Source organism: Thauera aromatica, assembly GCF_023093595.1.
GTDB classification, from domain to species: Bacteria; Pseudomonadota; Gammaproteobacteria; order Burkholderiales; family Rhodocyclaceae; genus Thauera; species Thauera aromatica_A.
Genome location: NZ_JALLIK010000106.1, coordinates 92,405 through 108,498, shown reverse-complemented (window position 1 = coordinate 108,498; position 16,094 = coordinate 92,405). Strand labels below are relative to the sequence as shown.

Genomic DNA, 16,094 nt, shown 5'->3' with positions numbered 1-16,094 from the left:
CGGTGGCTTTTTTTATGCGCAGAACCGGTGACAGACTCCGGTTTCGCAGGGGCTCACCAAGGGGCGACGGGCGGCGGCGGCGCTTCGATGAAGCTGCCGGTGGCGAGGTAGAGCACGCCGGCGGCGATCGCCAGGGCGATGAGGAAGGCCACTGCGCCGCCGCCTTGCGCCGGCTTGGCCTCGGCCTCGGCCTCGGCGACGAGCTTGTGGCCGGTGATCATTGGCCCGACCAGATTGTCCTTCTTGACCAGCGCATAGAACAGCACGGCGCCCACGTGCAGCGCAACGAGGAGGAGGATCGGCCAGTAGTTCTGCCGGTGCAGGCTGCTCAGCCAGTTGCTGGTGTCGGCGCTCACCAGCGTGCGCAGCGGACCGGAGAAGGCGATGTCGTCATTGGCGAAGAGGCCGGTGAGCACCTGGTAGATCATCACGCCGAGCAGGGCCAGCACCGACAGCGCGCCGAGCGGGTTATGCCCGAGGCCGCTCCAGTGCCCACGCAGATGCGCCCACAGATGGGCGGGGCCGGGCACGAAATCGGCGAAGCGCGCATAGGTCGAGCCGATCACGCCCCACACCAGGCGGAAGGCGAGCAGGCCGGTGATGGCGATGCCGACGCGGCCGTGGCATACGATGAACTCGCCGCCAATCCCGCCGGTGATATAGGCGGCGACGATCAGGATCGCCGCCAACCAGTGAAAAAGACGGGTGGGAAGATCCCATACGTACAGTTTGCGCAGGCTCATGAGTCTTTTCCGTGTGGTGGTTCCGGACCGACGCCCTGGTGGTCGTCCGCTTGGGAAAGGTTGTCCGGGCGTACGCCCCGGGCACGGTTGAAATGGCTTGCGACCTGCCCGACATTTACCCGGTTACGCCCGCCATTTTTTGCGGCATAGAGCGCCTTGTCCGCAACGGCCAGCAGCATTTCCGCAGCACTGTTTTCGCCCGGCGTGTCGACCGCCACGCCGATGCTGAGGGTCACGACGCCCGAAGCAGATGGGCCGGCATGGGGGATGCCCAATCCCTCGACCGTGGCCCGCAAGGCTTCAGCCTTTGCACTCGCCCCTGCCAGGCTTGAGTCGGGGAAAATGCAGACGAACTCTTCGCCACCGTAGCGGGCCACCAGGTCATAGGAGCGGCCCAAGCCGGCCTGCAGCACGCGGGCAACGGCTTTCAGCGTCGCGTCGCCGGCCTGGTGGCCGTAGTGATCGTTGTAGTGCTTGAAGTGATCGATGTCGATCATCAGCACGGCCAGCGGCACCTTTTCGCGCCGGCAGCGCCGCCATTCAGCGATGAAGGCCTCATCAAACCTTCTCCGGTTCGGTATCCCGGTCAGGCCATCGACATAGGCCTGGGTCTGCAGCAGTTCAGCCTGGGCAAGCAGTCTGGCATTGAGTTCGTGCAATTTTTCTTCGGTCCGGTACTGCTCGGTGACGTCGCGGGCGGCACCGTAGATCATGCTTTCCTCCGGCACCGCCACCGAATGCCATTCGATGTAGCGGTACTCGCCATTTTTTGCCCGACAGCGATTGGTAAAATCGGAAACCATCTCGCCGCTGGCAAGTGGCGGCACCACCTTCAGGGTTGCCTCCCGGTCGTCCGGATGAACGAGATCGATGAAATGGGCGCCTTCCAGTTCGGAAACCGGATAACCGAGAACCCGTTCCCAGGCCGGATTGAGCTTGAGGAAACGGCCGTCTATGTCCGAAATCGCAAAGAGGTCGATGCTGACCGAAAAGAACCGGTCGATTGCCGCGTCTTTCTTGCGCAACGCCGCTTCCGCTTGTGCCATCTGTTCGGCCGCGCTGCGGCGACGGCGTTGCAGCACGGCCAGCCCCGTGCAGCTGGTCAGCGCAAGCAGCGCGAACAAGAGGGCGTCGGAGCGGGCCCTGCTTTTCCATCTGGCATGAACCGCGCCCTGCTCCCGGCTGACGGCGGCGATGAGCACCTTGTCCATCTTGAGCGCGGCCGGGTTGATGGTTCGGAGGGTGACAATCCGCTCCTCATTGGTCGAACGGATGACGCCCTGAAAGGTGTTCTCGTCGCGCCCGCTCTCCTTGTGGCGGGTGAAGAACGAATCCGGGGTGGACAGATTCTTGCCGTAGATTTCCGGGCGCGGCGGTGCGGCCAGAAAAATCTCGCCGTCGCCATGGATGATCCCGGCGCGCATATCCTGGGCATAGCGCACCGAATCGAGCAGGGTGGCGAATGCGTCCGGATCGAGCGTTGCGGTGACGACTCCGGCAAACTTGCCGTCCGGCCCGGAAACCATGCGCACGGCGTTGATTGCCCAGACATTGAGCGAAGTCCTGAACGGAGGCGAGACGTACAAGGTTTCCGGATCGGGGGTGCGGATGGCGGCCTGGAAGTAGGCGCGATCCCGGAAGTTCCTGCCGATGAGTTCCGGCCTGTTGGCGGCAACGGCAACGCCCTTCTCGTCCATGATGATCAGGGTGCGCACGCCGGGCATTGCTTCCGTGAAGGCGCGCAAGCGCCTGTTTGCGTGTGCCATGCCTGAAGACTGGCCTTGCCAGAGGGGTAGATCGTCCAGCACGCTTTCCAGCGCACGGTTGACCCCCTCGAGCTGTCGGGCAAGATTGTCGTGAATCACCCTTGCCTGGGTCGTCAGCCGCTCGTGTTCACGAGTGTCGGTGACGCGCCGCTCCTCATCCAGCGAGAAAGCGAGGAAGCTGGCCACGACGAAAAGCCCCCCCGCCAGAAGGATCCACTCCATGGCGAAAGGTCGACGCCAGGCGGCGCCGGAGGCGGTGGAAAATAAGGAAAGCACGGGGTGATTATGCCAAAAGGCGCGGCTTGCAGGCTTGCCGGGCTCGTACACGGCCATGCTGGCATTTAGCTCCCCCCGCCCCGCGTCGCCAGGAACTCGCGCAGATGGCGCCCGGTGTGCGATTCCGGCGTCGCCATCGCGACTTCCGGCGGGCCTTCGGCCACCACCCGGCCGCCGCCGTCGCCGCCTTCGGGGCCGAGGTCGATCAGCCAGTCGGCCTCGGCGATGACGTCGAGGTCGTGCTCGATCACCAGTACGGTGTGGCCGGCATCCGTCAGCCGGTGGAGCACGCGGATCAGTTTATCCACGTCGGCCATGTGCAGGCCGACGGTGGGTTCGTCGAGCACGTACAGGCTGTGCTTGTCGGCGGGCAGCGGCACGCCGCCGGTGTCCTCGGCATCGCCCGGGCGGCGGCGCACCTTGGCCAGCTCGGTCACAAGCTTGATGCGCTGCGCTTCGCCGCCGGACAGGGTCGGGCTGGGCTGACCCAGGGTCAGGTAGCCGAGGCCGACGTCCTGCAGCAGCTGCAGCGGGTGGGCGATTGCCGGATGGGCGGAGAAGAAGTCCACCGCCTCGTCCACCGCCATCGCCAGCACTTCGGCCACGGTCCTGTCCTTCCACCGCACCGACAGGGTCTCGGCGTTGAAGCGTGCGCCGCCGCAGCCCTCGCACGGCGTCTTGACGTCGGGCAGGAAGCTCATCTCCACCGTGGTCTGGCCGGCACCGTCGCACACCGGACAGCGCCCGGCGCCAGTGTTGAAGGAGAAGCGCGAGGCGTTCCAGCCGCGGGTGCGGGCGTCGAAGGTGTCGGCGAAGAGCTTGCGAACCGCGTCCCAGAAACCGACGTAGGTCGCCGGGCAGGAGCGCGGGGTCTTGCCGATCGGGGTCTGGTCGACTTCGAGCACGCGGCCGACCTGCTGCCAGCCGCGAATCGCCTTGCAGCCGACCAGCGCCTGGTCGACCTCGTCGGGTTGGGCCTGACCGCGGCGGCGGGCGCGGGTGGCCTCGGGGTCGCCCAGCCGCGCCCGCAGGTTGGCGTGGATGACGTCGCGTGCGAGGCTGGACTTGCCCGAGCCGGAAACGCCGGTGACCACGGTGAGGCGGGCGAGCGGGATGCGCACCGAAAGGTCGCGCAGGTTGTGCAGGTTCGCGCCCTCAATGCGGATCGCCGCATGCCCGTCCGCCACTGCGCGGCGCGGACGCAGCGGATGCTGCAGCGGGTGGCGGAAGCATTCGCCGGTGGCCGATGCGGGCGCGTTCAACAGATCGTCGATCGTGCCCTCGGCCACCACGCGGCCGCCGCGCACGCCGGCGCCGGGGCCGAGGTCGATGACGTGGTCGGCGCGGCGGATGGTGTCCTCGTCGTGCTCCACCACCAGCAGCGTGTTGCCGCGGTCGCGCAGGGCTTCGAGGGTGTCGAGCAGCAGACGGTTGTCGCGCGGATGGAGGCCGATGGTGGGCTCGTCGAGGATGTAGCACACCCCGCGCAGGTTGGAGCCGAGCTGGGCGGCGAGGCGGATGCGCTGTGCTTCGCCGCCCGACAGCGTGGGCGCGGCGCGGTCCAGCGCCAGGTAGCCGAGGCCGACGTGCTGGAGGAAGGCGAGGCGGCCGCGGATCTCGCTCACCAGGTCGCGGGCGATGTCGGTTTCGCGTGCGTTGAGCGCCAGATCGGCGAAGAAGGCGGCGGCCTTGTCCACCGGCCAGGCGGCGAGCTGGTGCAGGCCGAGCTCGCGGAAGCGCACCGCGCGCGCCACCGGGTTGAGGCGAGCGCCCGCGCAGGCGGGGCAGGGCTCGTCGCTGACGATGACTTCTTCCGCATCGCCGAGGTCGAGCGCGTCCGGGTCCTCGATGCGCGCCGCGGTCTTCAGTCCGGTGCCGTAGCACTTTGGGCACCAGCCGTGCTTGGCGTTGTACGAGAACAGGCGCGGATCGGGCTCGGGGAAGCCGGTGCCGCAACTCGGGCAGGCGCGCAGGGTGGAGAAGGTGATCGGCGCCGCGCCGGGCTTGCCGGTGTCGAGCACCTTGATCACGCCCTTGCCGATCTCCAGCGCCTGTTCCACCAGCGCGCGCAGCGTGGCCTCGTGCTCGGGCTGCACCACCACCCTGCCGGCGGGCAGCTCGATGTTGTGCTCCTTGTAGCGGTCCAGCCGAGGCCACTTGGCGGTGGGCAGGTCATCGCCATCGACGCGCAGCTGGGCGTGGCCCTTGGCCCGCGCCCACTTGGCGAGGTCGGTGTACAGGCCCTTGCGGTTGACCACCAGCGGTGCGAGGACTTCGACGGAGGCGCCGCGCAGCTCGCGCTGGAGCTGGGCGACGATGGCCTCGAAGCTCTGCGGCGTCACCGGGACCTCGCAGTCGGGGCAGAACTGCGTGCCCAGCTTGACGTACATCAGGCGCAGGAAGGGGTGGATCTCGGTCAGCGTCGCCACCGTGCTCTTCCTGCCGCCGCGGCTGGTGCGCTGCTCGATCGCCACCGTCGGCGGAATGCCGAACAGGCCATCGACGTCGGGCCGGCTCGCGGGCTGGACGAACTGGCGGGCGTAGGCGTTGAGCGATTCCAGGTAGCGGCGCTGGCCCTCGCCGAAGACGATGTCGAAGGCCAGCGTGGACTTGCCCGAGCCGGACAGACCGGTGATCACGGTGAAGCGGTCGCGCGGGATCTGCAGGCTGACGTTCTTCAGGTTGTGCTCGCGGGCGTGGCGGATTTCAATCGCCGGGGCGGCGATGCGGTATTCCGCCCGCGCCTCTGCGGCGATGTGGGGGCGACCCGCCGCGTCGCCCCTACCCCCCGCCGTGTTCCCTGTTGTCTGCCTGGCCCCGATTTCCCTCAGCGCCTCGGCGTAATCGCGCAGCGCGGCGCCGGTGTGCGAACTCGCGTGCGCGCGCACCGTCTCGGGCGGGCCTTCGACGACGATCGCGCCGCCGCCTTCGCCGCCCTCGGGGCCGAGGTCGATGATCCAGTCGGCAGCGGCGATCACGTCGAGGTTGTGCTCGATCACGATCAGCGAATGGCCGGCCTGCAGCAGCTTGTCGAAGGCGCCGAGGAGGGTGGCGACGTCCTCGAAATGCAGGCCGGTGGTGGGCTCGTCGAACAGGAACAGCAGGCCCGGCTCCGGCTTGTCCCCAGCTTTGCCCCCAGACTTATCCACAGCACTGGCTTTGCGTACAGGTCTGCGCTGTGCGGCTTCGGCGAGGTGGCCGGCGAGCTTGAGGCGTTGCGCCTCGCCGCCCGACAGGGTCGGCACCGGCTGGCCGAGGCGCAGGTAGTCGAGGCCGACGTCGGCGAGCGGCGCGAGCGCGGCGAGAACCTTGGGATGCGCGCCGAATACGTCCAGCGCCTCGTGCACGGTCAGCGCCAGCACATCCGCCACCGACAGCCCGTTCCATTGCAATTCAAGCACTTCTGGGCGATAGCGCTTGCCGTCGCAGTCCGGGCAGCGCAGCCAGACGTCGGACAGGAACTGCATCTCGACGTGCTCGAAGCCCGAGCCGGTGCAGGTCGGACAGCGCCCGTGGCCGGCGTTGAAACTGAAGGTGCCGGGGGTGTAGGCGCGCTGCTTGGCCTCCGGCAGGGCGGCGAAGAGGGCGCGGATCGGGTCCCAGGCGCCGACGTAGCTCACCGGGTTGGAGCGCGAGCTCTTGCCGATCGGCGACTGGTCCACCATCACCACGCCGCGCAAGTTATCCACACCCTCGAGGCGGTCGAAGGCCCCCGGCGATTCGGCGCCTTCGCCGAAATGCTTGGCCAGCGCCGGGAACAGCACGTCCTGGATCAGCGTCGATTTGCCCGAGCCGGACACCCCGGTGAGACAGGTCAGGCGCCGCAGCGGAAAGCCCACGCTGAGGTCGCGCAGGTTGTGCTGGCGGGCACCGATCAAGGTGAGGTGCGGCGTGGCGCCCTCCACCGGGCGCGGCGGGCGATCGACGTCGATGTGCTTCTTCCCCGCCAGCCAGGGCCCGGTCACCGAATCGGGGTTGGCGGCGATCTCCGCCGGCGTGCCGCGGGCGACGATATTGCCGCCGCGCTCGCCGGGGCCGGGGCCGATCTCGAGCAGCTCATCGGCGGCGACCATCACCTGCGGGTCGTGCTCGACCACCACCAGGGTGTTGCCGGCGTCGCGCAGCCGCGTCATCACGCCGAGGATGCGGCCGATGTCGCGCGGATGCAGCCCGATCGAAGGTTCGTCGAGCACGAACAAGGTATTCACCAGCGAAGTGCCGAGTGCGGTGGTCAGGTTGATGCGCTGCACTTCGCCGCCCGACAGGGTGCGCGACTGGCGGTCCAGGGTCAGGTAGCCGAGGCCGACGTCGGCAAGATAGGCGAGCCGGCTGCGGATCTCGCCGAGCACCAGCGCGGTGGCCTCGTCCGCCGCACCGGGCAGCGCCAGGGCCTCGATCGCCGCCCGGATGCGATCGACCGGCAACGCCATCAGTTCGTGAATGGGCAGGCCCCGGTCGCCCACCGGCAAGCGCCACAGCAGCGCATCCGGCTTCAGCCGCGCGCCGTGGCACGCCGGGCATTCGGTGTAGCTGCGGTAGCGCGACAGCAGCACGCGGATGTGCATCTTGTAGGCCTTGCTCTCGAGCCAGTCGAAGAAGTGGCGCACGCCGTACCAGTAGCGCGGCCACGAGCTGTCCCAGTTCTTCCACTTCGGGTCGCCCTCGAACAGCCAGGCGCGATGCTCCGGCGGCAGGTCGCGCACCGGGATGTCCATCGCCACGCCGTTTTTCTTCGCCATCTTCGCCAGGTCTTCCTGGCATTCGCGGTAGCTTTCGGTCTGCCACGGCTTGATCGCGCCTTCGGCGAGCGTTTTGGATTCGTCCGGCACCACGAGGCCGAAATCCACCCCGATCACCCGGCCGAAGCCGCGGCAGGTGTCGCAGGCGCCGATCGGCGAGTTGAACGAGAACAGGCCGGGTGTCGCTTCCGAATAGTGGATGTCGCAGTCGGCGCAATGCAGGCCGGAGGAATAGCGCCACACTGCTTCGCCCGGCGTGCGCTCCGACGCCCCCCCCGCGCCCGACACATGCACCGACAGCCGCCCATGGCCGCGCGCCAGCGCCGTCTCCAGCGCCTCGGCCAGGCGCGCATCCTCGGCGTTCGAGGCGCGGAAGCGGTCCTGCACCACCTGCAGCACGTCCTGCCCTTCGGCGCCGGCCCCGGCGAGGCGTTCCTGGATCCGGGTATAGCCCTGCGCGGCGAGCAGCCCGGCGACCTCGTCCGTGCTGAAGTTCGCCGGCACCGCCAGCGGAAAGCACACCACCAGGCGCGGATCGCCCGCCGCCGCCGCGCGCGCGCGCAGGTCGGCGGCGATGCTGTCGGCCGAATCGCGCCGCACCGGCTTGCCACAACCGCGGCAGTGCAGCTGCGCGGCGCGCGCGTAGAGCAGCTTGAAGTGGTCGGCGAGCTCGGTCATCGTCCCCACCGTCGAGCGCGAGGTGCGCACCGGGTTGGTCTGGTCGATCGCGATCGCCGGCGGCACGCCCTCGATCCGATCCACCTGCGGCTTGTCCATGCGGTCGAGGAACTGGCGCGCATAGGGCGAGAAGGTCTCGACGTAGCGGCGCTGGCCCTCGGCGTACAAGGTGTCGAACACCAGCGAGGACTTGCCCGAACCGGACACGCCGGTGACCACCGTCAGGCGGTTGAGCGGCAGGTCGAGCGAGAGGTTGCGCAGGTTGTTCTGGCGCGCGCCGCGGATGCGGATGGCGTCGGCGACCGAGGCGGGGGCCACCGAAACGGAAGAACCAACCGGAATGTAGCGGGGTGCGGAGGCGGGCATGGGGAGCGAGGCGAAGGCGGAAGCCGCCATTTTAGGCGGGGATCGGGCTCGGATCCCATGTCCAGGGGGGAAAGGTTCCCGCGGGGGCTCCTAGCCCAGCCCCTTGAGAATCTCCCGGAAGCTGTTCAGTCCCGCCTCGATGTTCTCGATGATCTCCTCGGCCAGTTCGTCCGGCTCCGGCAGGTTCTCCAGGTCGGCCAGCGACTTGTCCTTGAGCCAGAAGATGTCGAGGCTGGTCTTGTCACGGGCGAGGATCTGCTCGAGGCCGTACTTGCGCCAGCGCCCTTCCGGATGGTTCGTCTCGTGCCAGCTTTCCCGGCGTTCGTGGCGGCTCGAAGGGCGGTAGCAGGCGATGAAGTCCTGCAGATCCTCGAAGCGCAGCGGCTTCTTTTTCAGCGTGTGGTGGATGTTGGTGCGGTAGTCGTAGATCCACACTTCCCGCGTCCACGGCTCCTTGCGCGCCGGCTTGTTGTCGAAGAACAGCACGTTGGCCTTGACGCCCTGGGCGTAGAAGATGCCGGTCGGCAGGCGCAGGATGGTGTGCAGTTCGGTGGTTTCCAGCAGCTTCCTGCGCACCGTCTCGCCGGCGCCGCCCTCGAACAGAACGTTGTCCGGCAGCACCACGGCCGCCTGGCCGGTGGTCCTGAGCATGCTGCGGATGTGCTGGAGGAAGTTGAGCTGCTTGTTCGAGGTGGTCGCCCAGAAGTCCTGGCGGTTGTAGGTCAGTTCGTCGGTTTCTTCCTCGCCCTCGGCGTTGGTGAAGCTCATCGAGCTTTTCTTGCCGAACGGCGGGTTGGCCAGCACATAGTCGAAGCGCCGGCCGTCATCGGCGATCAGCGCATCGTTGGGGGAAATACTGCTCTGACCGTCGATTTCGCCGATGTTGTGCAACAGCATGTTCATCAGGCACAGGCGGCGGGTGCTGGCGACGATCTCGTTACCATGGAAGGTCGCGTTCTTGAGAAAGGCTTTCTGTTCCTTGTCCAGCGCCGGGTTGGCGGCCAGGTAGTCATAAGCGGCGAGGAAGAAGCCACCCGTACCGCAGGCCGGGTCGGCGATGGTCTTGCCCGGCGCGGGGCGTACGCACTCGACCATGGCACGGATCAGCGCGCGCGGGGTGAAGTACTGGCCGGCGCCGGATTTGGTGTCCTCGGCGTTCTTCTCCAGCAGGCCCTCGTAGATGTCGCCCTTCACATCGGCGCCCAGCTTCACCCAGCGCGTCTCGTCGATCATGCTGATCAGCCGGCTCAGCTTGGCCGGGTCCTGGATCTTGTTCTGCGCCTTGGTGAAGATCTGCCCGAGCAGGCCCGGCTTACCGCCGAGCCGCATCAGCGTGTTGACGTAATGCACTTCCAGCTCGGCGCCGCGTTTGTTCCGCAGGCTCGCCCAGTCATAGCCCTTGGGAATGCCGATGTCGCGCTTGTGCGGCGGCTTGGCGTATTCGTCGGCCATCTTGAGGAAGATCAGATAGGTCAGCTGTTCCAGATAGTCGCCGTAGCCCACGCCGTCGTCGCGCAGGGTGGTACAGAAGCTCCAGACTCTGGAGACGATGGCATCGGTGCTCATGGGGAATTCAGTCCTGCAGATTCAGATGCGCCCGGCCGGCAGCGGTCAGGCGGTATTGTTGCAAACGGCTGTTGGGCTTGTCGGGCAGGGTGTATTCGATCAGGCCGGCGTCGAGCAAACTGCGCATGCTGCGGTTCAGCGCGCCGCTGACCGACGGCAGGGCGAGTCGGCTGACCAGTTCGGCCTTGCTTCGCGGTCCGTCGACCAGCGCGCCCAGCACGCGGCGCGCCTGCGACTCTGCCCCTGACTCTGCCCCTGACTCTGCCCCTGACTCTGCCCCTGATTCTGGCTGCGGCTTGACGCCAGTCTGGCTGGCTGTCGCACTCATCGGCAGCGTTGGCAGCATCACCGTCACCCGGAAGATCGACGCCTCATTGAGGATCGGGTCGTGCCCGCCGAAGGCACGGGCGTACTTGAACAGGTTGCGCACGCCCGAGCCCAGCTCCTCGGCCCATTGCATCTCGCGGAACACACGGGCGATGGCCGGGTTCTTCGGCGAGGGCGCGAAGTCGTCCGGGCGCAGCAGGCCCAGGCCATGGGGGTTGTTGCTGTTCTCGGTGACCACCCGGTCGCGCTGGATGATCAGCTTGGCCGGGAAGGGATTGAGGTATTCGCGGTGGATCAGCAGGTTGGCCACCACCTCGCGGAAGATGCGGTCGCGCAGGCTGACGCGCCGGCTGCCCTCCAGGTAGAAGGGGTCGGCGATGTGCTTGTTCACGAAGGCCATCAGCCGGTCGTAGCTTTCCAGCAGGTTGGTGCGGATGTCGTCGCGGTCGTCGTAGCGGTCGAGATCCTGCACGCGCAGGAGGGCGTCGGTGCGATGGTGCGGCACCACGCCCAGCACCACCTCGTCGCGGCCGAAGAGCAGGGCGCCGGCCATGGAGATGCCTTCGGCGCCGGTCTGGTAGTCGCGCTGGTAGAGGCGGGCGCTTTTCAGCAACTCCAGGTCGTCCAGCTCGGCCCAGGGGTGGCCGGCGCGCTGCAGGCGCACGTTGCGGCGCACGCGCTCGATCAGGTCGCTGCGCAGGTCGGTGAGGCGGATCTGCGGAAAGATGCGGTTCTCGCTGTAGCCGACCTGCTTGCGCAAGTACAGCTCGGCCAGCAGCTGGCCGTGGCCGGTGATGTCGAAGTCGCCATCCTCGTTGCGGCTGTAGATGCGCTGGTTGCAGCTATGTACCTGCGAGCTTTCCGGCACGCTCAGCACCAGCAGGGTCTGCCCGTCCAGCTCGACCGGCTCGGGCACCAGCGGCATCGGCGGGTTGATCTTCTGCGGGTTGTGCAGGGTGTTGGCGAGGTCCTTGCGCATCTGCACCAGCGCCTCGGGGGCGATGCCGGTCACCGTGCCGTCGTCCGCCGCGCCCAGCACCAGGGTGCCGCCGCGCTGGTTGAGAAAGGCGCAGATGGTCTCGTAGATGTCGCGGTTGAGCGCCGCGCGGGCGCGCTTGAACTCGACGGTCAGCCCTTCGCCGCCGCGCAGCAGTTCGGCCAGATGGTCCGGGGTCATGCCTCAGCCCTGCGCTGGCGCCCGCGCCTTGTGGCGGGCTGCTGGGCGGCACGCTCGGCGCGGATGCGCTCCAGCAGCACGCTGGCCGGCTCGTCGTCGGGGTGCTGCGGCACCAGCTGGCCGGAGAAGGCCTTTTTCAGGATGGACTGGCGCAGGGCTTCGGCTTGTTGCAGGGAGGTGGTGATTGTTTGCTCGAGTTGGTCAGCTCCAGAAAGGGCTGCTTCGATTGTTTGGGTCAGGGTCGCTTGCTCGACTGGCGAGCAGACGGGGATTGGGGTCTCTTTGATCAGGTCAGTATTCAAGTTTGGCTGCGCCGCACCCTGATCAATGTTCCGCAGCCGCTCCGTTTGGCTCTGCCAGAAATAGTAATGGTAAAGGAGTTGATCTTGTGGGAGCCCGAGGAATGCGGCCACACCGTCATTCATTGTTGCTGAGATCAGGCAGATTTTAGGAACACCAAGGGTTGCACCGCTATTCGTCAAAAGCAGTGTGTTTGGCTTTATTTGTCGAGTTTTATTAAGCCCTGCCTCTTTTATTGTGTATGTGTAGCTTGTCAGGTACGGAGAAGAGCCCTTGGTAAGATCAGCAACCTTAAGAAATGGGATATTCCCGTCATAGAACTTGGGGTCTCCTGCTGGGCGTGGTGATCCCCCTCTGACAACCTCGCAGAGTTGATGGATTTTCATCCACGCCCAACCCGCCGGCAATCCCGGCAACTCCGCCAGCTCTTTGGTCGTCAGCGGTGGCAATACTTTCGGAGCCTTGGGCTTGGCCGGCTTGCTGCCGCTCTTGCCGTTGGCTTCCCAGGCCTGCCGGGCTTCCTGCCATTCCGTCAGCTGCTGCTGGCGCGCCTTGCGCTCCTGCTGGATGCGCGCCAGCAGCGCCTCGGCGCATTCCAGCTTGTCGGGATTCTGCGCCCGCCATTCGGCGGTCAGCTTGCCCTCGAAGGCGTGCTTGAGCAGGGCCTGGCGGTAGACCTTGAGCTGCTGCTGGGCGGTGCGCAGGTTTTCCACACCCTGGTCGAGTTCGGAGAACAGTTCGTCCAGCTTGGCGACGATGCGGACTTGCTCGGCGGTGGGAGGCAACAAGAATTCAAAAGAATCGATGTCAGCTGGTCGAACTGCTGGATAAAGAGCGCCTTGAACACGCTGACTCAGTGACTCGATGAAATCTCTAGTTTGAGTTAGATAAAAAACGAATCTGGAATCAACGTGCTCTGTGCGTATGACATGAAATCCAGTGGAGCCGATTGCCCCATCAAGTTCGCGGGGGACCATGGCCACGGCGTTGAGGTTCGGTCGCGTCATGGAAACAAGAACGTCGCCAGTTTGCAGTCGCTGTTTGGCGCGGCTCGGTGCGCTGCTGGTCGCTATTTTCTTGGCATCCGTGATTTTTTTGCTGTCACGGTCGATGCTGCTGATGTCGACGTAGATAAATTCTTCGCCGTCGGTCGCCGCAGGGCCTGCCTTATCCACGTCTTGGCGGATTACCCAGCCAAGCTGGGCTCTTACTGCACTTCCTGCTTCGTCACTCATCACGCCACCAACGCCTCATTGATTTCATCCAGCACGGCCTCGTAGGCATCGCCGAACTGCTCGTAGAACTCGCCCAGCCCGCCCGCGCGGTCGAAGGGCGGCAAGTCTAGCGCGTCGGTGTCGATATGGACCGAGCTGGCGATATGGTCGCGGATCATCTGCAGCCATTCCATCTGCTGCGCGTTGAACTTCTCGCCCTTGCCGGCGTGGCGCTTGAAGATCCAGGCCTTGAAGTTGCGCGCCACGGTTTCCTCGAAGGGCGTCAGCGTGTCGTCCAGCCCGCACACGCGGCGGATCAGCGCTACCAGCGCGGTGAGGTTGCTGAGCGGGTGCTTGCCCTTGTAGTCCTCCAGCCGGGCATAGGCCTGCCAGACGGACAGCGGCGCCAGCTTGGGGCGGTCGGCCTTGAGCGCGTCGACCACCGCGCGCAGCTGCTCGAAGGTGACTTCGCGGCGGCGCTGCGGCACGTTGAAATAAATGGCCAGCGCCACCAGCGCGTCGCGGTGCGCGTCCAGCCAGGCGGCGAAGTCTTCGGTCTGCTGGCGGGCCACCTCGGCGCTGTCCGCCTGCCAGCCGGCATGCAGCAGCTCGTCCAGGGTGTCGTGGTCGATGATCTGCTCACGCTCGCGGCGGATGCGGTCGAGCAGCTCGATCAGCTCGCCGTTGAGCGCCTTGGCGGCGTCCTTGACCAGCGCGGCCTGGGCCTGGTCGCGCAGCGCATCGCCGGGGTCGCTGCCCTCGGGCTGGCCGGCCAGTTCCAGGGCGCGGGCTTCCACCTGGTCGGCGTCGATGGCGTTGAACAGGCCGGCGACGATGTGGCTGAGCGGCTGGCCGCCGGTCTGCGCTTCCACCTTCTTGTGCTCGACCGGCTCCAGTTGCCTGGCCAGACGCGCCAGCCGCCCGGCCAGCGAGCTGACGGTATCGCTGTCGCTGGCGCCGCGCATCACGCCCATGGCGAGATCCTTGAACGGCACGCCGGGCTTGGTGATCAGCGGCTGGCTGGCGGTCTTCAGCGACTTGGTGACACCGATGGCATCGACGATGACGTAGTGGGTCTTGGCGGTTTTCGCCGCCGAGGAAACTTTCTGCAGATCGTCCTTGTCGAGGGTGCGGGTACCGCGCCCCTTCATCTGCTCGAAGTAGTTGCGGCTCTTCACGTCGCGCATGAACAGCAGGCACTCCAGCGGCTTCACGTCGGTGCCGGTGGCGATCATGTCCACGGTGACGGCGATGCGCGGGTGGTAGGCGTTGCGGAACTGGGCGAGGACCGAGCGCGGGTCTTCGCCTTCCTCGACGAGGTTGCCCTCGGCGTCCTTGCGCCCGTCGGCGACCCGGTAGGTGAGCTTCTTGCAGAAGGCATTGCCCTCGCCGAACTCCTCGCGCACGCACTGGATGATGTCGTCGGCGTGGCTGTCGGTCTTGGCGAAGATCAGCGTCTTGGGCACCTGGTAACGGCCGTCCGCCTCGATGCGGTCGGGGAAGATCTCCGGCAGCCTGTCGCGGAAGCTGCGGATGACGGTGCGGATCTGGTCGGGGCTGACGATGTCGCGGTCGAGCTGTTTGCCGCTGTAGGCCGCGTCCTCGTCCTGCTGCTCCCAGCGCTTGCGCCGGGTCAGGCGCTCGCGGCGCTCCACCTGCTGTTCGGCCTTGAGCTGGCCGCCTTGCTTGGTGACGGCGGTTTCGATCAGGTAGACCTCGTTGCCGACGTTGACGCCATCGGCCACCGCCCTCTCGTGGCTGTAGTCGCTGACCACGTTCTTCTTGAAGAAGCCGTAGGTGCGGTTGTCCGGGGTGGCGGTGAGGCCGATCAGGCTGGCGTCGAAGTAGTCGAGCACCTGCTGCCACAGGTTGTAGATCGAGCGGTGACATTCGTCGATGAAGATGAAATCGAAGAACTCCGGCGGGATCGCCGGGTTGTAGGCCACCGGCATCGGCTTCTTGGGCTGGGTCAGCTGTTCGGCCGGGCTGCGCTCTTCCAGCGTCTCGTCCAGCTCCTCGCCCTTGAGGATGGCGTACATGCGCTGGATGGTGCTGATGCAGACCAGGCTGTCCCTGGCAATGAAGGAGGACTTGAGGCGCTGGACCGGGTACAGCTCGGTGAACTTGCGGGAGTCGTCGATGGGCAGGTAGCTCATCATTTCCTGCTCGGCCTGTTCGCCGAGGTTCTTGGTGTCGACCAGGAACAGCACGCGCCGGGCGCCGGCGTACTTGAGCAGGCGGTAGATGGCGGTGATGGCGGTATAGGTCTTGCCGGCCCCGGTGGCCATCTGGATCAGCGCGCGCGGCTGGTCGGTCTTGAAGGATTCTTCCAGCTTGCTGATCGCCACTTCCTGGCAGTCGCGCAGGCGCAAGGCGCTGGCCGGCAGCGTGTGTGGATTGAGCAGCGGCATGCCTTGCAGGCGAGCGCGTAGCGTAGCGCTCTGGCCAAGCCATTCGCGCAGGGTTTCCGGGCGGTGGAAGCTGAACACTTCGCGCGAGCGCGGCCTGGGGTCGCGGGCATCGGTGAAGCGGGTGATGACGCCGGTTGCTTCGTAGAGGAAGCGCAGCGGCTCGCTGGCCTTGACCCATTTCAGCTGGGCGTTGGCATAGCCCTCGGTCTGGCTCTCGACCGCGGTGAGGTGATGGCCGGCCGTCTCGGGCTTGGCCTCGATCACGCCGACCGGTTTGCCTTCGACGAACAGGATGTAGTCGGCAGGGCCGACGCTGGTCTGGTATTCGCGTACCGCGACCCCCAGGCCGGCGCTGAAGTCGATCTTCTTCTTGGCTTGCACCGCCCAGCCAGCGGCGGTGAGCTGCGCGTCGATCTGGTCGCGGGCGCGTTGTTCGGGATTCTGGTTGAGGGTCATCGAGCGAGCTTCCATCATTGCCGGCATATGTTGGCAGGATGGTAGTACTTTCGCTTGGGGGCAGGCAGGGGGCAA

The 16,094-nt window shown here is 66.4% G+C and carries 7 protein-coding genes; all 7 read right to left on the bottom strand.

Annotated elements, in window-relative coordinates; genetic code table 11:
- Positions 1–53: 53 nt before the first annotated feature.
- The 7 genes from MXC99_RS12345 to MXC99_RS12315 all read right to left on the bottom strand — a co-directional run bounded on the left by MXC99_RS12345 (position 54) and on the right by MXC99_RS12315 (position 16,019).
- On the bottom strand, positions 54–743 hold the full coding sequence (locus MXC99_RS12345; protein ID WP_247725738.1) for a cytochrome b/b6 domain-containing protein: 690 nt from the start codon (positions 741–743) through the stop codon (positions 54–56).
- Positions 740–2,842: a sensor domain-containing diguanylate cyclase gene (locus MXC99_RS12340; RefSeq protein ID WP_247725737.1), complete on the bottom strand. Its 2,103-nt coding sequence runs from the start codon at positions 2,840–2,842 to the stop codon at positions 740–742. Before MXC99_RS12340 ends, MXC99_RS12345 begins: the two co-directional genes overlap by 4 nt.
- Before the next feature lie 8 nt (positions 2,843–2,850).
- Positions 2,851–8,568 carry an excinuclease ABC subunit UvrA gene (uvrA, locus tag MXC99_RS12335; protein WP_247725800.1) on the bottom strand — a complete coding sequence of 1,906 codons (5,718 nt, stop codon included), beginning with the start codon at positions 8,566–8,568 and terminating at the stop codon, positions 2,851–2,853.
- Positions 8,569–8,658: 90 nt separating this feature from the next.
- On the bottom strand, positions 8,659–10,134 hold the full coding sequence (locus MXC99_RS12330) for an HsdM family class I SAM-dependent methyltransferase (protein WP_247725736.1): 1,476 nt from the start codon (positions 10,132–10,134) through the stop codon (positions 8,659–8,661).
- Between the two features lie 7 nt (positions 10,135–10,141).
- Positions 10,142–11,638: an RNA-binding domain-containing protein gene (locus MXC99_RS12325; protein WP_247725735.1), complete on the bottom strand. Its 1,497-nt coding sequence runs from the start codon at positions 11,636–11,638 to the stop codon at positions 10,142–10,144.
- Positions 11,635–13,173, bottom strand: coding sequence for a restriction endonuclease subunit S (locus MXC99_RS12320; RefSeq protein WP_247725734.1), 1,539 nt, complete (start codon positions 13,171–13,173; stop codon positions 11,635–11,637). Before MXC99_RS12320 ends, MXC99_RS12325 begins: the two co-directional genes overlap by 4 nt.
- Complete coding sequence (locus tag MXC99_RS12315; protein WP_247725733.1) at positions 13,173–16,019, bottom strand: DEAD/DEAH box helicase family protein; 2,847 nt, start codon at positions 16,017–16,019, stop codon at positions 13,173–13,175. The genes MXC99_RS12320 and MXC99_RS12315 overlap by 1 nt, the downstream gene beginning before the upstream one ends.
- Positions 16,020–16,094: the final 75 nt, after the last annotated feature.

What these genes read in the sequence shown, in the direction of transcription:
- MXC99_RS12345 (WP_247725738.1), bottom strand. Translation starts at nt 743, where the DNA reads ATGAGCCTGCGCAAACTGTACGTATGGGATCTTCCCACCCGTCTTTTT.
- MXC99_RS12340 (WP_247725737.1), bottom strand. Translation starts at nt 2,842, where the DNA reads ATGGCCGTGTACGAGCCCGGCAAGCCTGCAAGCCGCGCCTTTTGGCAT.
- MXC99_RS12325 (WP_247725735.1), bottom strand. Translation starts at nt 11,638, where the DNA reads ATGACCCCGGACCATCTGGCCGAACTGCTGCGCGGCGGCGAAGGGCTG.
- uvrA (WP_247725800.1), bottom strand. Translation starts at nt 8,568, where the DNA reads ATGCCCGCCTCCGCACCCCGCTACATTCCGGTTGGTTCTTCCGTTTCG.
- MXC99_RS12320 (WP_247725734.1), bottom strand. Translation starts at nt 13,173, where the DNA reads ATGAGTGACGAAGCAGGAAGTGCAGTAAGAGCCCAGCTTGGCTGGGTA.
- MXC99_RS12315 (WP_247725733.1), bottom strand. Translation starts at nt 16,019, where the DNA reads ATGACCCTCAACCAGAATCCCGAACAACGCGCCCGCGACCAGATCGAC.
- MXC99_RS12330 (WP_247725736.1), bottom strand. Translation starts at nt 10,134, where the DNA reads ATGAGCACCGATGCCATCGTCTCCAGAGTCTGGAGCTTCTGTACCACC.